This window comes from Gordonia aquimaris (assembly GCF_026262595.1).
Taxonomy (GTDB): domain Bacteria; phylum Actinomycetota; class Actinomycetes; order Mycobacteriales; family Mycobacteriaceae; genus Gordonia; species Gordonia tangerina.
Genome location: NZ_JAPKFM010000021.1, coordinates 76,737 through 98,968, shown reverse-complemented (window position 1 = coordinate 98,968; position 22,232 = coordinate 76,737). Strand labels below are relative to the sequence as shown.

At 66.5% G+C, this 22,232-nt stretch carries 18 protein-coding genes; 9 read left to right on the top strand and 9 right to left on the bottom strand.

The genetic code is table 11. The features are described from left to right. The coding region (locus OSB52_RS18140) for a DUF222 domain-containing protein (protein ID WP_266062981.1) at positions 1-714 on the bottom strand (714 nt) is incomplete at its 3' end. 289 nt (positions 715-1,003) lie between these two features. Between OSB52_RS18140 and OSB52_RS18135 the strand changes: the two genes are divergently transcribed. Then, positions 1,004-3,946, top strand: coding sequence for a patatin-like phospholipase domain-containing protein (locus OSB52_RS18135; RefSeq protein ID WP_266062980.1), 2,943 nt, complete (start codon positions 1,004-1,006; stop codon positions 3,944-3,946). Here the strand turns inward: OSB52_RS18135 and OSB52_RS18130 are convergent. Both OSB52_RS18130 and OSB52_RS18125 read right to left on the bottom strand, forming a co-directional pair. After that, a complete protein-coding gene (locus OSB52_RS18130) occupies positions 3,924-5,201 on the bottom strand; it encodes an MFS transporter (protein ID WP_266062979.1) in 1,278 nt (425 codons plus the stop codon). The two genes, OSB52_RS18135 and OSB52_RS18130, sit on opposite strands and share 23 nt — an antisense overlap. Positions 5,202-5,214: 13 nt before the next feature. Continuing rightward, positions 5,215-5,688 carry a MarR family winged helix-turn-helix transcriptional regulator gene (locus OSB52_RS18125; protein ID WP_266062978.1) on the bottom strand — a complete coding sequence of 158 codons (474 nt, stop codon included), beginning with the start codon at positions 5,686-5,688 and terminating at the stop codon, positions 5,215-5,217. A gap of 56 nt (positions 5,689-5,744) precedes the next feature. Here OSB52_RS18125 and OSB52_RS18120 point away from each other — a divergent pair, with 56 nt between their 5' ends. After that, positions 5,745-5,975 (top strand): PLD nuclease N-terminal domain-containing protein, encoded by a 231-nt coding sequence (locus OSB52_RS18120; RefSeq protein WP_266062977.1) that lies wholly within the window; start codon positions 5,745-5,747, stop codon positions 5,973-5,975. A 10-nt stretch (positions 5,976-5,985) separates the two neighbouring features. On the opposite strand, the gene OSB52_RS18115 is transcribed toward OSB52_RS18120, so the two are convergent. Beyond that, positions 5,986-8,076 (bottom strand): PhoX family protein, encoded by a 2,091-nt coding sequence (locus OSB52_RS18115; protein ID WP_266062976.1) that lies wholly within the window; start codon positions 8,074-8,076, stop codon positions 5,986-5,988. Positions 8,077-8,279: 203 nt separating this feature from the next. Here OSB52_RS18115 and OSB52_RS18110 point away from each other — a divergent pair, with 203 nt between their 5' ends. Then, the gene (locus OSB52_RS18110; RefSeq protein WP_266062975.1) at positions 8,280-9,656 is read left to right on the top strand and encodes an NAD-dependent succinate-semialdehyde dehydrogenase; all 1,377 of its coding nucleotides are present in this window, start codon (positions 8,280-8,282) and stop codon (positions 9,654-9,656) included. 16 nt (positions 9,657-9,672) lie between these two features. Here the strand turns inward: OSB52_RS18110 and OSB52_RS18105 are convergent, their stop codons facing one another. Next, positions 9,673-11,691 (bottom strand): TPM domain-containing protein, encoded by a 2,019-nt coding sequence (locus OSB52_RS18105; protein WP_266062974.1) that lies wholly within the window; start codon positions 11,689-11,691, stop codon positions 9,673-9,675. A gap of 78 nt (positions 11,692-11,769) precedes the next feature. Beyond that, positions 11,770-12,576 carry an LLM class F420-dependent oxidoreductase gene (locus OSB52_RS18100; protein WP_235721414.1) on the bottom strand — a complete coding sequence of 269 codons (807 nt, stop codon included), beginning with the start codon at positions 12,574-12,576 and terminating at the stop codon, positions 11,770-11,772. 70 nt (positions 12,577-12,646) lie between these two features. Between OSB52_RS18100 and OSB52_RS18095 the strand changes: the two genes are divergently transcribed. The 3 genes from OSB52_RS18095 (at position 12,647) to OSB52_RS18085 (ending at position 15,972) form a co-directional block, all read left to right on the top strand. After that, positions 12,647-13,801 carry a MalY/PatB family protein gene (locus tag OSB52_RS18095; protein WP_266062972.1) on the top strand — a complete coding sequence of 385 codons (1,155 nt, stop codon included), beginning with the start codon at positions 12,647-12,649 and terminating at the stop codon, positions 13,799-13,801. 185 nt (positions 13,802-13,986) lie between these two features. Continuing rightward, the gene (exaC, locus tag OSB52_RS18090; protein ID WP_235721412.1) at positions 13,987-15,510 is read left to right on the top strand and encodes an acetaldehyde dehydrogenase ExaC; all 1,524 of its coding nucleotides are present in this window, start codon (positions 13,987-13,989) and stop codon (positions 15,508-15,510) included. A 39-nt stretch (positions 15,511-15,549) separates the two neighbouring features. Further along, positions 15,550-15,972, top strand: a complete 423-nt coding sequence (locus tag OSB52_RS18085; protein ID WP_266062971.1) for a DUF779 domain-containing protein — start codon at positions 15,550-15,552, stop codon at positions 15,970-15,972. Between the two features lie 13 nt (positions 15,973-15,985). On the opposite strand, the gene OSB52_RS18080 is transcribed toward OSB52_RS18085, so the two are convergent. Next, complete coding sequence (locus OSB52_RS18080; RefSeq protein ID WP_266062984.1) at positions 15,986-16,666, bottom strand: nitroreductase; 681 nt, start codon at positions 16,664-16,666, stop codon at positions 15,986-15,988. Positions 16,667-16,695: 29 nt separating this feature from the next. Continuing rightward, on the bottom strand, positions 16,696-17,505 hold the full coding sequence (locus OSB52_RS18075; RefSeq protein WP_235721410.1) for a PIG-L deacetylase family protein: 810 nt from the start codon (positions 17,503-17,505) through the stop codon (positions 16,696-16,698). Between the two features lie 190 nt (positions 17,506-17,695). Between OSB52_RS18075 and OSB52_RS18070 the strand changes: the two genes are divergently transcribed. Next, on the top strand, positions 17,696-18,487 hold the full coding sequence (locus tag OSB52_RS18070) for an SDR family NAD(P)-dependent oxidoreductase (protein ID WP_266062970.1): 792 nt from the start codon (positions 17,696-17,698) through the stop codon (positions 18,485-18,487). On the opposite strand, the gene OSB52_RS18065 is transcribed toward OSB52_RS18070, so the two are convergent. Further along, a complete protein-coding gene (locus OSB52_RS18065; RefSeq protein ID WP_235721408.1) occupies positions 18,472-19,773 on the bottom strand; it encodes a PucR family transcriptional regulator in 1,302 nt (433 codons plus the stop codon). The two genes, OSB52_RS18070 and OSB52_RS18065, sit on opposite strands and share 16 nt — an antisense overlap. 202 nt (positions 19,774-19,975) lie before the next feature. On the opposite strand from OSB52_RS18065, the gene OSB52_RS18060 reads away from it, so the two are divergent. Continuing rightward, complete coding sequence (locus OSB52_RS18060) at positions 19,976-20,746, top strand: SDR family NAD(P)-dependent oxidoreductase (RefSeq protein WP_235721407.1); 771 nt, start codon at positions 19,976-19,978, stop codon at positions 20,744-20,746. A 10-nt stretch (positions 20,747-20,756) separates the two neighbouring features. Next, complete coding sequence (locus OSB52_RS18055) at positions 20,757-22,232, top strand: class I adenylate-forming enzyme family protein (protein WP_235721406.1); 1,476 nt, start codon at positions 20,757-20,759, stop codon at positions 22,230-22,232.

The window sequence follows — 22,232 nt, the reverse complement described above, 5'->3', positions numbered from 1 at the left end:
CGCGTCGGCCAGCTTACGGACCGCCTCGGCGGCGATGCGTACGTTTTCGGCGGCCATCGTCGCCGAGATCTCGCCCATCCCGTCACCGGTGTTCTTGGAGTGCACACCACGTTTGTCGAGGGCCTGGCGGCGGCGTTCACGTACCGCATCCGGGTGATGCCGGAAGATGATCCGATCGCACATGTCGCGCAGCCGGTGCGCCGACCAGGCGGTGGTGTGGGCGTCGAGGTTGGCGGCGATCTCGGCATCGACCGCAGCCGCATACGGCTGCCCATCGACCAGTTCGGTGCGGGAGATGATCTTGACGATCAACTCGGCGGTGATCCGACCATCGCGCAACCGCTGCGCCACCTGAGGCAGGCGATCCCGGAGCGCGACGGCCTGATGCAGGAACTGCTCAGCGGCGCCCTGACTGATGGCTTGGCTCACCGCGATCCGGGCGGCGCAGTCGGCGAACCCGTCATGCAGCAACAGGGCGTGATCATCGGATTCAGCACCGACCAGGCGGGTGTGGAGTTCGGCGGCGATCTGATAGCGATGCCACGCCGTAAACGCCTCACCGCGTACATCGGAGATCAAGGCGCCGAGCAGATCGTTGGTGTCTCGCGACCCGACAGCCTCGGCCGGCAGGCCGCCGGTGAACAGCGCAGGCAACTCCGGCCACGGCGACGGGTCACTCCACCACGACGCAACCGACCAACCCGGACCCGACACCAGCAACACCTTCCAGAGACACCTATGGGGCAGCGCGAGACCACAACCCACATATCTCCGAAAGAAACAGACCGCTCAATCACCGGCCCGACCTGGCTCACATCACTTCGTCGATCTCGCTGACACCAACCTACGACACCCCACCGACAAGAACGTTCCGGCAGGTCAGCGCCCGTTCAACAGCGGAAGCCGAGTCATCTGAACTGTCGACGCCGGTGACAGAACCATACCCACGGGTGTAGACAGATCACATCGGTCGAGCGAGCGCATCCGGGGAATCGAGGCATCGATGACAGAACCGAGCGTGATCCCGAACCGTGCCCGCATTCGATTCTCCGCCGAACGCTCGCCCACCGACCGCAACACGGTCATCGCGGTGGTGATCATCATCGTGCTGGGCCTGCTGCTGGTGGCGGTGACCTGCCTGCCCTCGTCTGCTCCTGGAGTCGTCCCGTGGGAGTTCGGGTACCCGCCGACCGAGCAGGCGCAACTCGACGAGCTGCGCGGCACCCTCGCACCCGACCTCGGGCTCATCCTCGGTTACGTCCTGTCGCTGGGCGGGCTGGCGTTGCTGGGACGTCTGCTGGCCTTCACCGCGCCCTACCGGACGGTGTCCACGGTCGCCGGGGTGGGCATCGTCGCGGCCGGTCTGTTCGACCTCGCCGAAAACCTGGCGCTGGCCACCGATTGGACGCTTGGGAACCTCGCCGCATCGGCGGTGTTCGCGACGGCCAAATTCGCGCTGCTGATCCCTGCCTCGGTGATCGCCTTGTGGTCGCTCGTCGGACTGGTGAAGGCCATCGTGGCGCGCCGCTGGGTGCGCAGACACGGTGCGCAGGCGTGGGCGCCGACACCGAGAACCGACCGCTGGGCCGACGAACCCCGCTGGGACCGCGCCTATCTGACCCCTACCACCGACACGGGAGACACGACCGCGATCTGCTTGTCGGGTGGCGGGGTGCGGTCGGCCTCGGTCGCGTTGGGAGCGATGCAGAGCCTCACCGGACGCGAGACCGGCGGTCTCGAACCCGACTACGTGGTGTCGGTGTCCGGTGGTGGTTACACCGCGGGTGCCTACCTGCAGGCCATGCGCCGCAACGCGCCGCGGACCGGGTCGTGGCCGAAAGACATGCAGGCCAGGTACGACGCGGACGACGTGCAACAGGTCGGTCTCGCCGACCTGTTCGGGGAGGGCAGCGAGGAGTACGACCACATCCGGCGCCGTGCCAGCTACATCGCCGACAGTCCGGCCGAGATGATTGCGGCACTGGCCATCATCGCCAAGAACATGTTGTTGTCGCTCACGATCCTGTTCACCCCGGCGGTCATCGCCGGAGTAGTCGCCGGGATCGTCTACGCCACCATCCCCATGGCGGCGATCGTGCCGGTACCCGATGAGAACACCGCGGATTCGCCGGCCGATCCGAATCAGGCGAGTCTGTTCGCCAATTCCACTGCGACGCTGTGGGTCCTGGGAGTCCTGGGCGCGATCTGCTTCACCCTTCTGGTCGCCGCCGGCTACACCGAGGCGCGGTCGGTCAGTGATCGCGGTGAGCGGTGGCGGGAGCGACTGTCGGGTGTCGCCGTGTGTTTCGCGGTAGCCGTGGCGATCATCGCGGTGATGACGGTCGGTGCACCAGGCCTGATGCGGCTGGCCGATTCGGTGCTGTCGTCGTCGCCGGCCGGAATCGCCTGGAGCGCGTCGGCAGTCGCGCTGCTCAACTATGTGGCGCTGCTCGCCGCGATCCTGTGGCGCAACCGGGGACTCGTTGGCAAGCTCGTCGCCGGGATCCGGGGCAAGCCGGACGCGCCGCGCAAGGGAGTTCCCCGCGGCGCGGTGCAACTGCTGCTCGTGCTGGCGACTTTGGCGGTGGTGATCGCGACGTGGTTTGCCACTTTCGGGGGCGTCGGAGCGTGGACGTTCGACACCTTTGTCGCCCATCCGGTCGATCAAGGAGCGCAGACCCGCGACATGCTGTCCGGCGAAGATGTTTCTGCCGGCGGCGCAGATCACAGCGGCGTGTGGTGGGTCCTGTCGATAGCGGTCATCCTGGCGATCACACTGTCGCTCTACGACGTGACCTCGTCGAGTCTGCAGCCGTTTTATCGGCGTCGGCTGGCCCGTGCGTTCGCTGTCCGCCGGGTCCGCAGCGCCGACGGCGAGGGTATGACCGCCGAGGCGTATCCGAGTAGCGAATCCACCGAACTCGCGGACTTCGACACCCCCGACGCCACACCGCACTTCGTGTTCGCTGCCGCGGCCACGATCTCCGGTCAGGAGAAGCCGGCCGCAGGTCTCAATGCGGTGCCGTTCACCTTCGGCACCGATTGGGTGGGTGGCCCGGACGTCGGTTGGGTGTCCACCAGCGCGGTGCAGCAACTGGCCCCACCGCGCATCCGACGAGACCTGACCGTGCAGGCCGCGGTCGCGGTGAGCGGGGCGGCGTTCGCCTCCGCGATGGGCCGGATGGGCTCGGGATATCAGAAACTGTTCGCCATCTCCGGTGCGCGCCTGGGGACCTGGCTGCCGAACCCGTCCTTCCTGGCCGCGTCGACGCACCAGCAGAACAACTGGTCCTGGCCACACGGGCTGCCGCGCTACCGCGGCGCCGGCTACCTGTATCGAGAGGTGCTGGGCCTCAACTCTGCCCGCGGACGACTCCTCCAGATTTCCGATGGCGGACACTATGAGAACCTGGGCCTCGTCGAGGCGTTACGGCGCCGCTGCACCACCATCGTGTGTATCGACGCCAGCGGTGACACCCCACCGAATCTGAGTACCTTGGCCGACGCGATCCGCTTGGCCCGTGCCGAACTAGGCGTCACGTTCTCCTTTCCCGAACAGGGTGGCGGAGACGACCACACCGCGGAGAATCTGGCTCCCGGGACTGGAACAGCCTTCGACCCCGACGACGACTTCGCTGCGTTGAACGCGCGCATCACGAGTCAGTGCGTGGTCACCGCGACCTTCACCTATCCGCCGAAGGACGGTGTGTCACGGACCGGTCGGCTGATCCTGGCGAAGGCGGTCCTCTGGCAGAACTGCCCGGACTGGTTGATGACGTATGCCAACACCCATTCGATCTTCCCGCATGACAGCACGTCGGATCAGTGGTTCGACGAGGGACAGTTCGCCGCCTACACCCAACTGGGGCGCCTCATCGGCGCCGAGGCGCTACGCGTGGTGGGCAGCGCAGGCGCCCCGCCGGTCAGTACTCTTCGGCGCCGATAAGTGCCGCGGTGTCGTCGACCTCGTGGTCGGCGGCAGCCTGCGTACGGACGAACGCGACGGCGGCCACGGCGATCACACAGTAGAGTGCGGCAAACCAGAACGGCGCGGACACCGAGCCGAACCAGTCGGCAAGGTGGGCCACCAGCACAGCGGAGACGGCCGCGCCCATCCACCGCAGGAAGCTGTAGCCGGCGCTGGACACCGACCGCGGGGTGGAACCCTCACCCGAGGACATCGCGACACCAGTGAACAGGGTGTTCAACACACCCGAGGGAAGGCCGGACAGGATGACCGCGATCCCGATCAGCGCCACCTGGTCGGTGAGCACGCCGATGGCGGCGAGCGCCATCACGATGGCATACACCGAGATCGCGCTGATGACACCGCCCTTCTGGCCGATCCGTTCGGCCAGCCACGGCGCGATGAACACGCCGGCCAGCGCGGTCAGCAGGCCCCAACCGAAGAAGATCAGGCCGGCGTAGATCGGTCGCAGCCCCATCGCGATCGGCGCCCAAGCGATGACGGTGAACAGTGCCCCGGTGTAGAACGCGGACCCGATCGAGGTGATCAGCAGCGTGCGGTTGCGCAGCGCCTTCAGCGGGTCGACGATCCGGACCGGCGTGCGCGTGGTGCGCGGGCCATCCGATGGCAACATGACCGCGCACAGGATCGCGCCGGCCAGCATCAGCAGCGCGGTGCCGGCGAAGGGTGCGCGCCAACTCCATTCGCCGAGAACGGCTCCCAACAGCGGACCGACGGCCAGGCCGACGCCGAGCGCGGCTTCGTACAGCATGATCGCGCCGTGCTGGCTCCCCTTGGCCGCGGACACGATGAACGCGAGCGCGGTCGCGATGAACAGCGCATTGCCCAGTCCCCAGAGCACCCGGTAGGCGATGAGTTGATCGATCCCGCTCGCAAACGATGAGATCCCGGCGGCGATCACGATCAACGTGAGACCGACGGTGAGGGTGCGTTTGGGGCCGAATCGGTAAGCAGCCCAACCGGTCAGCAACATCGCGACACATTGGATACCGACGTAGACGCCGAACAGCAGGGTCAGCTTCTCCGGTGGCGCATTCAACGCTTCGGCAATGCTGTTGAGGATGGGGTCGACAAGGCCGATGCCCATGAAGGCGATGACCGCGCCGAATGCGGTCACCCAGACTGTGCGCGGCTGTTGGCGGAAGGTCTCCAGCAGTGATGGTTCGTGGTGTTCGGCCGGCTGGGGGACGGGCCGGTTCTCGGTGACGGTCATGGTTACCTCGGGATCATTCGGCGGTGATGTCGGCCGCTTCCGGATTCGGGAGCGACTCGAGCTGATGACGCAACGCCTCGAGGGCGGGTGCGGCGGCGGTGAGTGCGGCGCGGTCGTCGTCGCTGAGTTCGGCGAGGGCCGCGGTCAGGATGGTGTCGCGGCGGCCGCGGACCCGGTCGAGCAGATCGCGTCCGTGGTCGGTGAGCCCGACCAGAACGGCGCGGCGGTCTGCCGGGTCGGGGGTTCGTTCGACCAGACCGTTCTTGGTGAGCCCGTCGATCAGCGCTGTCGCGGTGGGCATCCGGATCGATTCGCGCTCGGCGAGTTCGCCCATTCGCATCGGCCCGTGGTCGAGCAGCACCGCCAGAGCGGATGCCTGCGCGGCCGAGTACTCGGCGATGGGTGTGCGTCGCCGCAGGGTCAGGTAGAGCCGGGTCACCGTCGGCCGCAGGGCCGATGCCAATTGGAACGTCTCGTCATCAGACACACGACCAGGCTAATACTTAGGTTTACGAAATAAAAGCACACACTATTGTGAGATCCATGACAAGCGCGAAGAAGAAGCGATTCTCCCAACTCCCGCCGGAGTCACGAGCGCTGATCATCGTCGGCGCCATCGTCCAGTTCGCGCTGCAGGGTGCGGCCCTGCGCGACCTGAAGCGGCGACCGGCCGAGCAGGTGAAGGGCCCGAAGCCACTCTGGGTGGCGTTGAGCTTTCTCAACTACTTCGGGCCGATCGCCTACTTCGTGGTGGGGCGCAAGTCGCAGAGCTGAGTGCTCCTGTTCAGACGCCGATGGGTGTGCCGCCGTCACGCCACACGGCGACCACTGCGGGCCGCGGTTGGGTGTCGCCGCCGTCGGGCCAGTGTGATGCCGGGTTGTCGGCGGAGTGGTCGTCGAGCTCACCCGGATGCTGCACGCACACCATCACCCGGTCGCTGCCGATGATCGGACCACATGTCTCGGCTCCTTCCGGGACGGTGAGGAACTGCTTGGTCTGTCCGCGCTGCGCACCGTCGAGGGCGATGGCGAACAAGCCGTCGTTGCTGTCGAGTGCGTTGCCGTCGGTAGAAATCCACAGGTTGCCGTGCGGGTCGAAGGCCACGTTGTCGGGGCAGGAGATCGCGCTGACCTTGGTCTTGTCATAGCCGCCGTAGTACGTGTCGGCGGCGGCCGGGTCACCACAGACCAGCAGCAGATTCCAGGTGAGATCGGTGCCGGTGTGGTTGTCGGTGATCTCGATGACCTGACCGTTCTTGTTCTCGTTGCGCGGGTTCGCCTCATCGGCCGGCGCTTCGCCGTCGGTGCCGCGTTCGTCATTGTTGGTCAACGCGCAGTACACCTTTCCGGTGCGGGGGTTGGTCTCGATGTCCTCGGGTCGGTCCATCTTGGTGGCCCCGGCCTGATCGGCGGCCAGCCGGGTGAACACCGCCACCTCCTCCGGGGTCATCCCGTCGACATGGGAGCGGGCCGAACCGTCGGCGTTGACCGTCAGTAGCGGATGCCAGGTGCCGGTGCCCGCGAAGGACTCGCCCTCGGGTAGTTCGCCGCTGCCATCGACGGCGTCGGGGTTGTCGCCGGTGAACGACGCGACGTAGAGGGTGCCTTCGTCGAGGATGCCCATGTTGTGGGCGCGCGCGGTCGCCGACACCCCGGTCTTCATCTTGCGGCTCGACACGAACTTGTAGATGTACTCGAATCGCTCGTCGTCGCCGGTGTAGGCCACCACGGTGCCCTCGTCGGGACCCGACGACACCACGTGGATCGTGGCACCCTCGTGTTTGAGCCGGCCGAGCGCGGAGTGCTTGATCGGGGTGGAGTTCGGATCGTGCGGATCCACCTCCACGACGTAGCCGAACCGGTTGGCCTCGTTCGGTTCCTGCGCGAGATCGAAGCGGGGGTCGAACCGACCCCACTGGTGGTAGTCGGAGTCGTCGTCAAACGAGTAGCGTTCGAGCCGCTCGGCGGCGGTCGCGTCGGTCACCGCGCTCGCGTTGCTGAAGTAGCCGTCGAAGTTCTCCTCACCCGACAGCATGGTGCCCCACGGGGTGATCCCGCCGGCACAGTTGGCGAAGGTGCCGAGCACCGTCTCGCCGGTCGGGTCGGCCGAGGTCTTGACGAAATCGGTGCCGGCGGCGGGGCCGGTCAGCCGCATCGGCGTCGTCGCCGTGATTCGGCGGTTGCGCGGGCCGACGATGGTGGTCACCGCTCCCGTGCCCGTCTCGGTGGACACCTCCACGACGGTGATGCCGTGGGCGGCCATCGAGATCCGGGCCTGCTCCTCGGTGGGTTCGCCGCTCTGGTAGCCGGTGAACATGAACTCCTCGGTGGTGTACTCCTGGTTGCACACCAGGTAGTAGTGGCCCGACACACCGTCGACCGGGATCAGGCCCGCGAAGTCGTTGTTGTAGCCGAACTGCATCGCCTGGGCCTCGGGTGTCTGGCGGTTGAAGTCGAAGGCCGGCGCACCCGGGAGCACCGGATCGCCCCATGCGATGACCACCTCCTGCCGGTATCCCTCGGGGATGACGACGGCATCCTCGGTGTTGGGTGCCACGGTGGCGAAGTTCATCCCGGGCGGGGGAGTGTCGTCGACCGCCGACGAGCTCGCCACCGCGGAGTCGGAGGTGTCGTCGGCGCCACAGGCCGCGAGTAGCGACGTTGCGCCGATCGCGACCGCCGCGCCGGCCGACGAGCGCAGCACGGTACGTCGAGAAGCACTCGCCCGCAGGATATCCCGGAAGTATTCGTTGTCGCTGGTATTGCCCGGATCGTGCCAGCATGCCTCGCCGCACTTGTATTGGCAGGTCACGTGGGCACGTTTCGACCGGCCGGGTCGGTCGGTCGAGGTGAACAGCTGCAACGGGATACGCACGGAAACTTCCCCTCCGGGTCGCTCTCTACAAGTGGGCTGGATCGAGAACTGTGAGGACGTTAGGGAGGTAAAGAGAACCGTCGGAAAGGTGTCCGTGAACCCAGGGCGAACACCACGTGCGCATCGGAATGTTCGCATCGGAGTGTTTGGGTGCCGCCGTGGCGCGGGTACCCGGTCTGCATCCGACAGGAAGGACGGAATAGATGAGCACGTATGTGACCGCGAACCCGACGACCGGAGTGACCGAGCGGGAGTTCCCCGGCCTGTCCGACGACGACGTCCGTGCGGTGGCGCAACGCGCCGACGCCGGATTCCGCCAGTGGCGTGACACCCCTGTGCAGAAGCGGGCCGAGGTGCTGGCTAGGACTGCGGAGATCTACGAGAAGCGGGCCGACGAACTGTCGTCGGCGATCACCACGGAGATGGGTAAACCCAAGGCGCAGGCCGACGGTGAGGTGCAGCTGGCCGCAGACATCTACCGCTGGTATGCCGAACACGGACCCGATCTGCTCGAGACGGAGACACTCGATCCCCAGGGTGCCGACGAGTCGATCGTGCAGCGTCGACCGGTCGGTCCACTGGTCGGGGTGATGCCGTGGAATTACCCCTACTACCAGGTGGTCCGTTTCGTCGCACCGAATCTCATGGTCGGCAACTCGATCATCCTCAAGCACGCCTCGATCTGTGCCGCCTCGGCGCAGCTGATGGCCGAGATCCTGCACGAGGCGGGCGCGCCCGACGACGTGTACATCAACGTCTTCGCCTCCAGCAGTCAGGTCGCGGACCTCATCGCCGACCCCGTTGTGCAGGGTGTGTCATTGACCGGCAGTGAGAAGGCGGGCGCATCGGTGGCTCAGACCGCTGCCGAACACCTCAAGAAGTCGGTGCTCGAACTCGGCGGCTCAGACCCGTTCATCCTCCTCGACACCGCAGACATGGCGCGGACGACGACGATCGCCGCGCAGGCACGGCTGTCCAATGCCGGTCAGGCCTGCAACTCGCCCAAGCGTTTCATCGTGCTCGACGAGCTCTACGAGGAGTTCGTGGAGGGGCTGGTCGGCCAATTCGAAGCGGTCACCGTCGGTGACCCTGCCGACCCGGACACCGACATGGGACCGCTGTCGTCGATCTCGGCACGTGACGGCGTGGCCGAGCAGGTCGACACCGCCGTGAAGCAGGGCGCCACGTTGCACACCGGCGGGAAGAAGCTCGACCGCGATGGTGCCTTCTACGCGCCGACGGTGCTCACCGGGATCACCAGCGAGATGGACGCCTACGCCGAGGAGATCTTCGGTCCGGTCGGCATGGTGTACCGGGTTTCGTCGATCGATGAGGCGGTGGAACTCGCCAACGATGTCGGTTTCGGGCTCAGTGGATCGGTGTGGAGCACCGACCTCGGCAAGGCGCAGCAGGTAGCCGATCGGCTCGAGGTCGGGATGGCCTACATCAACGAACACGGCACCACGCTGCCAGGTCTGCCGTTCGGCGGGGTGAAGCGCTCCGGCTACGGACGCGAACTCGGCCGTTGGGGCATGGGCGAGTTCGTCAACACCCGCCTACGTCGGACCTCGAGCAAGTAGCAACGCCCGAGGCAACTCAAAAGCGGCCGCCGACCCCGATCCTTCCGGAACTGCCCGAGCCGCCGAAGGATCCGGGGCTGCGGCCGCCGCTGCCGTAGCCACCGCCGAAACCACCGCCCCAGCCGCGGCCACCGCCGCCCATGGTGCCGCGCAGGAAGCTGTCGACGAGGATGCCGCCGAGCACGGCACCGCCGACGGAAGGCCCCGTCGGGTGCGGGGTTTGGTTCTGCTGCCACTGCACCACGTCACCCTGCGCGGCCATCAACGCCTGATCGGCGAGATAGCCTGCGCGTCGGGCACTCTGGGCGGCCTGCGCGGCGTCGGCGACCCCCGCGGCGGTGGCCTCGGCGAGCAGCCGCTGCGCCTCGGCGAGCCGGGTGCGCGCGATCGACTGGATGGCGCCGCGCCGCGTCGAGATGAAGTCGTTGGCGGCCGATACCTTGGCCTGCGCGGCCGTCACCGCCGAGTTCAGCAGTTCGGCCCGGCGCCGGCGCTCCGCCGAGGATGCGCGGGCGTCGTCGAGCGCGTCGTCGAGGTCGGCGTCGGCGTCGACGAGTGCGGTGAACGTACCGAGCGGGTCGTCGTGGAATTCCGCCCGTGCCGCCGACAACGCGGCGGTTGCTTTCTGCACCGCGGTGGCCAGCGCGGGCCCGCCGTCGCCGGTCAGCTCCGCCGCCTCGGCCAGCTCCCCGTCGACTTCGTCGATCAGAGCGGGCATCCGGGTGTGCGCGGCGGCGATGTTGGCCTCGGCGTTGTCGATCGCATCCAGCAACCGGTTGGCCTGTTCCAACGCACCTTCGGCCGAGCGGATCGCGGCCACGGCGGGCCCTTGCTCGCCGGCCGGCGCGGAGGCCGCCTCCCGTCCCTGGTCGGCGCTGTGCTCGGCGAACTCGATCTCCTCGCGCGCCAGATCGACGTTGTCGGCGATCGACACCAGCACCGTCTCGCCATGCCTGCCGATCAAGGCGTCCAGTTTGCTCTGCGACTGCTCCATGCGGGCACGCACCGCCACCAGCTTCTGGGTGAGTTCGGCCAACCGGGAATCGGCGTTGATCAGCAGATTGCGCATCGCGTCGAAGCTCTCCACCTGGGCATCGAGCGCCGCATCGACGTCGGTGCAGGTGGTGATGATCTGCACCAGCATCGCCCGCTGCTCGTCCGGGGTCTCCGGGATCGAGTCATCGAGGAGTTGACGCACCGTGAACGATTCGGCCAGTCCGCGTTTGGCCTCGGCCAACGCTTCGGTGAACGGGGCGGTCTCCACCTCCCCGAACTCGCCGACGGCCAGGGCCAGCTCTTCCTCGCTGGTGCGGATGGCGTTGTCGGTGTCGGTCAGCACCTCCCGTGACCAGGGGTCGAGCACATCGAGTGGCTGGGCGACCAGCTGGTCGCCAGTCAATTCCTGTTCCCGCATGGCTTCCACACCGGCCTCGATGCGTTGCTGCTTGCGGCGACGCCGATACAGCAGGAACCCGCCACCACCGACCACGGCGAGCCCACCGACGGCCAGTGCCGTGTAGAGCCCCGCGTTCGACGGTGTCATCGCGGAGTTGATCCCGTCGACGGCGGCCTGCCCGGCGCCCGCCCAGTCACTGTCCTTGAGGGCCGGCACGATGTCGCCGCGCGCGATGTCGTCGATGGCGTCCTGGTCGAGTCCGTCGACCGATTCGGGCGCGTTGAAGTAGTAGGCGCGGTCGTCGGTGGCGACGGCGAGCACTACGTCGCGGTCACCGAGATCGCTGATGGTCGCGGTCTGCGTCGCCCACTGCTCGGGGCCCACCCCGTCGAAGTCGCGCACGTACACAACCCACAGTTGCACTTCGTGATCGGTGTAGAGCTGATCGATCGATGCCTGGAGCTCGGTGCGCTGGGTGGTGGTGAGCACGTTGGCCGAGTCCACGACCTGCGTGGGCAGTCGTGATGGCGGTTCGGCGTGGGAGGAGCCGGCGAGCACGCCGGGTGCGACGAGAGCGACGAGACCGAGGACGACGAGGGTCAGGCCCAGCCGACGGAGCAGCGTGGCGGAGGCAAGCATGCGTCCTAATCTATCCGCCACGTCCGACGCCGCGGGCGTGGCGGATGTCCCGGCCGTGTCAGCGCCGGCTCACCCCGGTCAGCTGTTGTTGCCCTCGCGCCACTTGCATACGGCCTCGAGCACCGACAGATCGTAGTCGGGACCGCCGGCGCCGACGGTGATCAGCGAGATGCCCGCTGCCACCAATTCGTCGGCCTCACGCAGCGCATCGTCGACGGTCCGGGCCTGTAGGCCGGCGGAGTGCTCGATCTGGGCGGGATCGCGGCCCACGGTTGCACAGTGCTCGTCGAGGATGCCGGACTTGCGTTCGTAGGTCGGCACATCGACGAAGTAGTGCCAGATGTTCGCGTACTCGGCAACGTGGCGCAACGTCTTCTTCTCGCCACCGCCACCGATCAGGACCGGGATGTCGCGGGTGGGTTTCGGGTTCAACTTGCCCAATCGGTCGGTGATTCGCGGCAGCGACTCGCCGAGGTCGTTCAACCTGCTGCCTGCGGTACCGAACTCGTAGCCGTACTCGTCGTAGTCCTTCTGGAACCATCCGGAGCCGATGCCCAGAATGAGACGCCCGTCCGACATGTGGTCGACGGTGCGCGCCATATCCGCCAGCAGCTCCGGATTGCGGTAGGAGTTGCAGGTCACCAGCGCCCCGATTTCCACCCGGCTGGTCTGCTCGGCCCAGGCACCCAACATGGTCCAGCATTCGAAGTGCTCGCCGTCGGGATCGCCGTAGAGCGGGTAGAAGTGATCCCAGTTGAAGGCGATGTCGACGCCCATGTCCTCGGCACGGCGCACGGCGTCGCGGATCATCGAGTACTCGGGGGCGTGCTGGGGCTGCAGCTGAACACCGACGCGGACAGGGAAATCGCGAGCTGTGAAGGTCATGAAAACCAGTCTGCCGAAGGATCTATGCCGCGTCACTGTCCGAATTGCGCCGCGGTGGTAAGCAGGACGGGTGACGATGCGACCGCAGGCCCCTGACCTTTCCGAACTGCGTCGGCGCACCAGTGTGAAGTGGCGTGCCTACCCCGCCGATGTGCTGCCGATGTTCGTGGCGGAGATGGATTTCGAGCTGGCGCCCGTGGTCGCCGACGCGATGGTGGAGCAGATTCGTGCCTCCGATGTGGGCTACGCGGGTGGTGCGGGTTCGGTCGGGGATGCATTCGCCGGGTTCGCGCAGCGACGTTGGGGCTGGGACGTCGCGCCCGCTGACGTCCGCCTCACCACCGACGTCAGCGTGGTGATCGTGGAGGCGCTGCGGGTAGCCATTTCCCCAGGTGACCGGGTGATCATCACACCGCCGGTCTATCCGCCGTTCTTCGAACTCATCCCCGAGGCCGGTGGGCAGGTGTGCGAGGTGCCGTTGCGATGCGACGAGAACCGCAGCTGGTCGCTCGACCTCGCTGGGATCGAGAGTGAACTCGCGGCCGGGGCGCGTGCGGTTCTGCTGTGCCACCCACACAACCCCCTCGGCCTGATCCATCCGGTCGACGACTTGGTCGCGCTGGCCGATCTCGCGAGGCAACACGGTGCCGTGGTGATCAGCGACGAGATCCACGCGCCGCTGGTCCACCCCGGCCGCGACTTCACGCCATTCCTCGCGACGGGGGAGGCCGCACGGCAGGTGGGTGTCGCGGCGCATTCGGCGAGCAAGGGTTTCAACATCGCAGGCGCGAAGTGTGCGTTGATGATCGCCGCTTCCGGCACCATGCGCTCGATGCTCGATCGCCAACCCGAAGAGGTGGGCGTGCGTACCAGCATCATCGGCCGTGCGGGTACCGCAGCGGGGTTCGCGAAGGGCGACGCCTGGCTCGACGCGACACTCGAGGTCCTCGTCTCGAACATCGGGCTGCTCTCCGATTGGCTCGAGGCCGAGTTGCCCGAGGTGAGGCTGCATCGGCCGGCTGCGTCGTACCTCGCGTGGCTCGACTTCCGAGCCACCGACCTCGGCGACGACCCGGCCGCCGCGATCCTGGAGAAGGGTCGGGTGGCCCTGCACTCCGGTCCGGCGTTCGGTCTGGCGGGCCGCGGTTTCGCCCGGCTCAACGTCGGGTGTTCGCCAGAGCTGCTCCGTGCGGGTCTGGAGGGGATCCAGCGCGCCGTCCGCTGAGCCCACAACACCTCGTTTGACGCCCTGACCTGGTATCTCGGCTCGTTGCAACGTTCCGTACGTGGCTGCAACGTAGGTGCAACGCGGTCGCTCCTACGCTGTGCACCAGATCACATCGACCCCGCTGCGTGGGGCGGGTGACAACCCCCAGGACACCTCAACCGGAACAACATGAGGAGCTGTAGATGACCGTCTTCGCGAAGCCCGGAACCGACGGATCGGTGATGAGCTATGAGTCCCGCTACGACAACTGGATCGGCGGCCAGTGGACCCCGCCGGTCAAGGGACAGTACTTTGAGAACCCGTCGCCGGTGGACGGCAAGACGTTCTGCGAGGTCGCCCGCTCGACTGCGGAGGACATCGACCTGGCACTGGACGCCGCGCACAAGGCTGCGCCGCAGTGGGGCAAGGCGTCGGTCGCCGAGCGCTCGCTGGTCCTGCTGCGCATCGCCGATCGGATGGAAGAGAACCTCGAGAAGCTCGCCGTCGCCGAAACCTGGGACAACGGCAAGGCTGTCCGGGAGACCCTGGCCGCCGACATTCCGTTGGCCATCGACCACTTCCGCTACTTCGCCGGCGCGCTACGTGCCCAGGAGGGCTCGATTTCCGAGGTCGACGAGGACACCGTCGCCTACCACTTCCACGAGCCGCTCGGCGTTGTCGGACAGATCATCCCGTGGAACTTCCCCATCCTGATGGCCGTCTGGAAGTTGGCCCCCGCCCTCGCCGCCGGCAACGCCATCGTGCTCAAGCCGGCCGAGCAGACCCCCGCATCGATCCTCTACTTGATGAGCCTGATCGCGGATCTGCTGCCCGCCGGTGTGCTCAACGTGGTCAACGGTTTCGGCGTGGAGGCCGGCAAGCCGCTCGCATCGAGCAACCGCATTCGCAAGATCGCCTTCACCGGCGAGACCACCACCGGCCGCCTGATCATGCAGTACGCCTCGGAGAACCTGATCCCGGTCACCCTCGAACTGGGCGGCAAGAGCCCGAATATCTTCTTCGACGACGTTATGAGCGCCGACGACGGTTTCCTGGACCGTGCGCTGGAAGGCTTCTCGATGTTCGCGCTCAACCAGGGCGAGGTCTGCACCTGCCCGAGCCGTGCACTCATCCAGGAGAACATCTACGACGACTTCATCGCGAAGGCTGTGGACCGGGTCGGCCAGATCAAGCAGGGCAATCCGCTCGACACCGAGACGATGATGGGCGCGCAGGCCTCCAATGACCAGTTCGAGAAGATCAGCTCCTACCTCGCCATCGGCAGGGAAGAGGGCGCCAAGGTACTCATCGGTGGTGAGCCCGCCGACCTCGGTGGCGACCTGTCAGGCGGCTACTACATCAAGCCGACCGTGTTCGACGGCCACAACAAGATGCGCATCTTCCAGGAGGAGATCTTCGGGCCGGTGCTCGCGGTGACGACGTTCAAGGACTACGCAGACGCCATCCACATCGCCAATGACACCCTCTACGGCCTCGGCGCCGGTGTGTGGAGCCGTGACGGCGCCACCGCCTACCGTGCTGGCCGCGAGATCCAGGCTGGTCGTGTGTGGACCAACACCTATCACGACTACCCGGCCCACGCCGCCTTCGGTGGCTACAAGCAGTCGGGGATCGGTCGCGAGAACCACCTGATGATGCTCGAGCACTACCAGCAGACCAAGAACCTGCTGGTCGGTTACGCGCAGAATGCCAAGGGCTTCTTCTGATCTGGATCTCACCACAACAGAAAGCAGAGGTGAAAACCCGTGTCGGACCAGCAGGTTCCTGATCGGGTCGTCGCCACAGACACCGCCGTGCAGCTCTTGACGAAACTATCGGAGCTGCACGGCGGTCTCATGATCCACCAGTCGGGTGGATGCTGTGACGGCTCGGCCCCGATGTGTTATCCGGTCGGTGAATACCGGGTCGGCCAGCGCGACGTCCTCGTCGGCGAGATTGAACTGACCGAACCCCTTCCCGCAGTGCGGGTGTGGATCAACGGCGATCAGTTCGAACTGTGGAAACACACGCAATTGATCCTCGACGTGGTTGACGGCCGCGGTGCCGGGTTCAGTCTGGAAGCGCCGGAAGGGGTTCGATTCCTCTCGCGCTCGAGGGCTTTCAGTCCGGAGGAGAACGAGGTGCTCGAGGCCCACCCGCCTCAGACGGGTGCCGCCGTCGGCGCGTGACGGCGGGCGCCGGCTACGGTTCGAACCCCACGAAGGTGGCGGCTTCGGAGACCGACTTGCGCTCGGACACCACGGCATTGGCCGGGAAGGTGTCATCCGGCCAGCCCAGCGCGATGCTCTTCATGATCACCTGGTCGTCGGGGATACCGGCATGTTCTCGCACGACGGGCGACTGCATGATGCCCTGACTGTTGATCACCGCCCCCAGCCCGCGAGACCAGGCTGCGTTCACCAGCGCGGTGGAGACCGCACCGCAATCGAACGGTGTGTCGTCGCTGCCGTCGAGAATGCGGTCGTAGGTCACGATCACACACACCGGGGCATCGAACTGACGGAATCCCCGCAGCACCCAGTCGTGGCGTAGCTCGGTGTTGTCGCGGGCGATACCCATCGCGCCGAACAGCTGCTTCGCAACCTGGACCTGGCGTTCACGGTGGGTGCCGGTGAACTTCTCCGCGCCCGTCCGGAACTCGCGCGAATGGGGTACGCCGGCCAGGTTGCGCTCGGTGTTTCCCGCTCGGATGCGATCGAGCGGTTCTCCGGTGATCACATGAAAATTCCAGGGCTGCGTGTTCATCGATGACGGGGCCCGCATCGCGAGCTCGAGGATCTCTTCGATCAGCTCCCGGGGTACCGGGTCGGGCGTGAACCCACGGATGCTGCGGCGCCCCAGAACCACTTCGTCGTAACCCATCGTCGATCTCTGCTCGGGTGAATCGACCATCACGGCAGTATTCCATGCTCCGCCTCGTCGAGCCACCAACCTCGGATCATGCCGGCCGGCCGGCCCGGTTCCATGTAGTGCTCGGTGCCGAAGCCGACCGGGAACATCTCGACCGGCATCGCCAGGAGTTGTTTGACGTCGCTCTGACTTGCGTGACAGGCGAGGGCCTCACGTTTGGTCATCACGTCGTCCCCGAGGTCCACGGCCCAATGCAATTCGGCTTCCGGTGTGCCGACCGGATTCCCGTCGTCACCGCGCAGATCCGGATCGAAACCCTCCATACCCATCTCTTTGGCGAGGGTGAACAACTGCCGCATCAGATCGCGGTTCATCGTCACCTCGAGGTATCGCGGCGTCCTCGCCGCGAGATCCGCTGCGGCGCGAGTGGTGTGGTGCAGCATGATGTGATCGGGGTGGCCATAACCGCCGTGCCAGTCGTAGCCGACGACGACGTCGGCGTTCTCCTCGTCCAGGATGTCGGCCAGACGACGGGCCGCTTCGCCGAGGTCGGCGCGCGAGAACACACCGTCGGTTTCGTTCTGTGCCCATCCGGTCATGCCGGAGTCGCCGTAACCCAGCCACGCAACTCGGGCCGTGCCCGTGATCGCTGCCGACGCCTCGGCTTCGCCTCGCCGGCGACTCACGACCGTCTCACCGGGCGCGAGATCGTCCGGCACATCGCCGGGATCCCCGTCGGTGCAATAGACGACCACCACACGGTGCCCCTCCCGTGATGCGCGGATCATGCTGCCCGCGGTGCCGGTTCCCTCGTCGTCGGGATGCGCGTGGACGAAGACGATTGTGCTCATGGCTCGTTTCTACAGTGCGGTGACCTCCGGCCAGGTTTTGGCGTCACCGTGGCCGGATCGATTGTGTGAGGGTCGCGTACCTCGTGGTCATCCACCGACGCCGGCGGCTGGACGCGTCGACCAAGTCCGCGACGAAAGGTTGTGTCGCGAACACGAGCAGATCGGTGACGCCGCGCTCTACGGTCGTCGCATGAGTACCACAGCAGTCATCACCGGAGCCGGTCGCGGCATCGGCCGTGCCCTCGCCCGACATCTTGCCGACGTGGGACATCAGGTCGTCGTGACCGATATCGACGGCGACGCTGCCGAACGTGTCGCCGCGGAGATCGGGTGCGGAGCGGTCGGATTCGCCCAGGATGTGCGCGACATCGCGTCGCACCGCATGATCGCCGAGGAAGCCGCAACGCGCGGCACGCTGAAGGTGTGGGTCAACAATGCCGGAGTTCTCTTCGCCGGAGACGCCTGGAAGCAGTCGGACGAGGAGATCGCGACCATCCTCGAGGTCAACGTGCGTGGCGTCATGGCGGGTTCCGCAGCAGCGGTCGCGCAGATGGGCGCCGGTGGAGGGGCGATCCTCAATGTGGCTTCGATCTCGGCGCTCACACCCGTACCGGGCCTGGCCCTCTATGCCGCAACCAAAGCGGCGGTGCTGTCTTACACCACGTCGCTGCAGGGGGACCTGGCCCATGCCGGGATGCCCATCCGGGCCCGGGCACTGTGTCCGGACGTCGTCGGCACCCAGATGGTGACCTCGCATGCCACTGACCCGGGCGCGGCGATGCTGTTCTCCGGCCCGAAGCCCCTCGACGAAGATGCCGTTGCGCGTGCAGGGATGGCCCTGATCGACAGTCGCCAGCTCTTCCGGGTACTGCCGCGTTGGCGCGGCGTTCTGGTGCGTGGCGTCGATGTCGCACCGAGCATCGGACTGCCGATGCTGAGGGTGATGCGGAAGCTCGGCGATCGTCGTCAGGCACGCGCCTGACGACGATCCCGGGGGAGCACCGCTGAGCCCAGCCAGTGGCAGGCGGTGAGGGCGATCTCCAGGTTGAGACGATCGTCGTCGAGGGGACGACCACGTGCGTCGATCGCCTTGTCCACGCGGTACTTCACCGTGTTCTTGTGTAAGTGGATCACCTCGGCCGCGGCGACGTAGCTACTGCCGGCCTTCAGGAACGCCAACAGCGTTGCCCGCATCAGGGCCGTGTTCTCATCGTCGGCGGCCAGGCCACCGAGTGTCGATGCGACGAGGTCTCTGGTGGCTTCGAGGTCGCGGGCCAGGAGCGAACACAGCTGAACCCCGGCGTCATCGAAGTCGGTGACCAGGAGGTCACCGGCAATCGATGCGACGACGTGCGCGCGCTGTGCTTCCTGGTGAGTCCTACGGAAACCGACCGTCGCCGAGTGCGGCCGACCGAAGGCCACACCAACGCCAGGGCCGGCATCGGTGATCAGGCGAGTGACGGCGTCACGGTCGATTCGATGACAGTCACGGCTGCGGCCCAGCGGAATCCAGCCCCACGCCAGGCTGCGATCCTGAGGCAGGAACAGCGCGGGACCGTCGGCGTCGACGGCTTCGCCGATGGCCGCAACCAACGACTCCATCCGACGCAGTTCGCTCGGCACGCCGTGCTCGTCGGAGGTCCAGATGACGACGCCTAGGTGGTGCTGCCGAAGGCGGTAGCCGATGGCCGATTCCGCAGTTCCGAGGTCGTGATCGCGGCCGGTGAGAATCGTGGTGAGCATTGCGGTCCGGACGGTGTTGCGATTGGCGAGCCAGCGTTCGCGTTCGGCCTCGTACTCCGCGACGACTTGTTCGGCGATCCGGTCGACGTAGGCGAACGTGGTGGTGCGGAAGGCCTGCGACGCCGCGAAGGCGACGTCCCGATCGCGTTCGGTGGCCGCGACCTCGGCGACCGCCCAATCGAGCACCCGGTTCTGCCCGATGCGATATGCCCGCAGCAGTGCGTTCGCCGAGATCGCACGCTGCGCCAAGCGATGGGCATACTCGATCGCAGCCGGTGGTGGGCGCACATCGTCGACGTGGATGTCGTGCTGGGCGACGTGGAGGAATGTCTCCACATTGCTCTCCGTGCTCGCGCGTAACAGTTCCAGGATGACGTCGTCGCCGCGCAACTCCGGGATCGAGTCGGCGATCTCGGCGTGCAGCGCCCGACCGAGACTCGGCAGTTCGGCTCCCACGGTCTTGGCCACCTCGGCGACCCGTAACGCCGCCAGACGTCGCTGCTCCGGGCTCAGTTCGCCACCCATCGGGTCGTCCTCTCTCCGCATTCTGGTTTGTTCGCAGAACCCAAGACCGTTGCGTCACTCCTGGCTGCCGCCACCTGATGCCTGGTCTCGATGTGAACCCTGCCACAACGATCCGCGGAAAGTTCGTGTCGTGAGCACAATCTTTCGCCTTGCGCTGCTCCATACGCTCGTCGCATCCAACACCCCCGAACGAAGGAATCCAATGGCACCCGATCTCACCGGGCAGACCGCGATCGTCACCGGCGCAGCGCACGGAATCGGACTGGAGATCGCCCGTCAGCTGTCGTCGGCCGGCGCGAGCGTCGTCGTCGCCGACATCGATGAAGCCGCTGCGAAGGAGGCCGCCGGACAACTGACGAACGCGACCGCCATCGCCTGCGATGTCCGCGACGAGGAGCAGGTCAAGAGCCTGGTCGAGTCGACCGTCGCGACCTACGGTGGCCTGCAGGTGATGATCCCGAACGCCGGCATCGCGTCGGTGGCGCCCATCGTGGAGATGGATCTGGCGGCGTGGCGCAAGGTCACCTCGATCAACTTCGACGGGGTCTTCCTTGCCATCCGCTATGCGGCGCCGGCCATCATCGCCAGTGGGGGCGGCAGCATCGTCACCATCGGCTCGGTGACCGCATTGGCCGGCACCCCGCTGGTGTCCTCGTATGCGGCTGCGAAAGCGGGCGTCGTCAATTTGACCAAGACTGCGGCGACCGAGCTCCGCGCATTCGGGGTACGCGTGAACGCTGTTCTGCCCGGGTTCGTGGCCACGCACCTCGTCACCGATCAGGTGCAGGGCTTCGAGACTGCGCTGGGACTGCCGGCGCACGGCTTCGACGCACTGATCGAACAAAAGCAGGGTAGGTACGGCACGGTCGAGGAGATCGCCAAGGCTGTGCTGTTCCTGGCCGGTGACGAGTCGTCGTTCTGCTCCGGATCGGGCCTTGTGCTCGACGGCGGCCTCGACGCCGGATTGTTCTGAGGTGACGACGATGGAACTGCACTATCTGCCCTGGCACCGTCCCGCCGAGCAGTCCGACCGACCGTGCGTTCGCGACGGCCACACCGAATTGACCTATGCGCAGTTCGCCGAGCGGGTCGACGGTGCCGCCGAACAGTTCGCGGATCATGGTGTCGGTCCAGGCTCGGTGGTGGCAGTGATGTTGCCGAACCGCGTCGAATTGCTCGTGTGCCTCGCCGCCGCATGGCGTCTCGGTGCTGCTGCGACGCCGGTCAATCCGGTGTTCACCGCATCGGAGGCGACCTATCAGATCGCCGATGCGGATGCGGCACTCGTGGTACGCGCCAGCGCGGGTGCGCCCGATGGTGGTCGATGGAGCGTGCTCGTCGACGATCTGCGGACAGCCCCGACGAGGTCCGTGCCGGCCCCGGTCACCGCTGTCGGCGACCTGGCGTTGCTGGTCTACACAAGCGGATCGACGGGCCGTCCCAAAGGTGTCGAACTCACCCACCGCAACATCGCCGCGATGGCCGGCTCGATGGTGGAGGCTCTGCGGCTCACCGAGGACGACCATTGCCTGCTGGTGCTGCCGCTGTTTCACGTCAACGCGATCTGCGTCAGCTACCTGGCCACTATGATCGCCGGTGCGCAGCTGTCGGTTCTCGCCAGATTCCATCCGGTGGAGTTTCTCGGTGCGATCGAACGCCTCCGGCCGACCTTCTTCTCCGCGGTACCGACGATTTACGCACACCTCGTCGCACTGCCGTCTGACGTCGCCGCCGACACTTCCTCGGTACGGTTCGCGATCTGCGGGGCGGCACCGGCGTCCGAAGAACTGCTCCGCGCAACCGAACAGCGGTTCGGCTTCCCGCTGATCGAAGGCTATGGCCTCACCGAGGGCACCTGCGCGTCGACGGCGAACCCCGTCGACGGACCACGTAAAGCCGGCACCGTCGGTACGGCCTTGCCCGGCCAGGTGGTGGCCATCATGGACAACGACGGCTCTCTACTGCCCTCCGGGCGGCGTGGTGAGGTTGTGATCAAGGGGCCCAACGTGATGCAGGGGTACCGCAATAGGCCCGATGCCACCGTGGACGCACTCGGTGACGGATGGCTGCACACCGGCGACGTCGGGATCCTGGACGACGATGGCTACCTCCGGTTGGTCGACCGGATCAAGGACATGATCATCCGAGGCGGGGAAAACGTGTACCCCAAAGAGATCGAATCCGTTCTGTACGGCCATCCAGCTGTGCTGGAGGCGGCCGTTGTGGGTGCGCCGCACCCGATCTATGGCGAGGTCCCCGTCGCCTACGTCGCGCTCCACCCGGAGCGATCGGTCACCGAGACCGAACTTCGCGACATGTGCACACAGCATCTGACCAAGATCAAGGTGCCGGTCTCGATAACCATCACGGGCGCCTTACCCAAGAACCCGGTCGGCAAGATCGACAAGCCCGGGCTGCGGGCCGGCCTTGCCCAAAAGCCCGCACAGCAAGGAGTTTGA

Excerpts from the sequence above, each read along its gene's own strand:
- OSB52_RS18135 (WP_266062980.1), top strand. The coding sequence starts at position 1,004 with ATGACAGAACCGAGCGTGATCCCGAACCGTGCCCGCATTCGATTCTCC.
- OSB52_RS18130 (WP_266062979.1), bottom strand. The coding sequence starts at position 5,201 with ATGACCGTCACCGAGAACCGGCCCGTCCCCCAGCCGGCCGAACACCAC.
- OSB52_RS18120 (WP_266062977.1), top strand. The coding sequence starts at position 5,745 with ATGACAAGCGCGAAGAAGAAGCGATTCTCCCAACTCCCGCCGGAGTCA.
- OSB52_RS18110 (WP_266062975.1), top strand. The coding sequence starts at position 8,280 with ATGAGCACGTATGTGACCGCGAACCCGACGACCGGAGTGACCGAGCGG.
- OSB52_RS18105 (WP_266062974.1), bottom strand. The coding sequence starts at position 11,691 with ATGCTTGCCTCCGCCACGCTGCTCCGTCGGCTGGGCCTGACCCTCGTC.
- OSB52_RS18100 (WP_235721414.1), bottom strand. The coding sequence starts at position 12,576 with ATGACCTTCACAGCTCGCGATTTCCCTGTCCGCGTCGGTGTTCAGCTG.
- exaC (WP_235721412.1), top strand. The coding sequence starts at position 13,987 with ATGACCGTCTTCGCGAAGCCCGGAACCGACGGATCGGTGATGAGCTAT.
- OSB52_RS18080 (WP_266062984.1), bottom strand. The coding sequence starts at position 16,666 with ATGGGTTACGACGAAGTGGTTCTGGGGCGCCGCAGCATCCGTGGGTTC.
- OSB52_RS18075 (WP_235721410.1), bottom strand. The coding sequence starts at position 17,505 with ATGAGCACAATCGTCTTCGTCCACGCGCATCCCGACGACGAGGGAACC.
- OSB52_RS18070 (WP_266062970.1), top strand. The coding sequence starts at position 17,696 with ATGAGTACCACAGCAGTCATCACCGGAGCCGGTCGCGGCATCGGCCGT.
- OSB52_RS18065 (WP_235721408.1), bottom strand. The coding sequence starts at position 19,773 with ATGGGTGGCGAACTGAGCCCGGAGCAGCGACGTCTGGCGGCGTTACGG.
- OSB52_RS18060 (WP_235721407.1), top strand. The coding sequence starts at position 19,976 with ATGGCACCCGATCTCACCGGGCAGACCGCGATCGTCACCGGCGCAGCG.
- OSB52_RS18055 (WP_235721406.1), top strand. The coding sequence starts at position 20,757 with ATGGAACTGCACTATCTGCCCTGGCACCGTCCCGCCGAGCAGTCCGAC.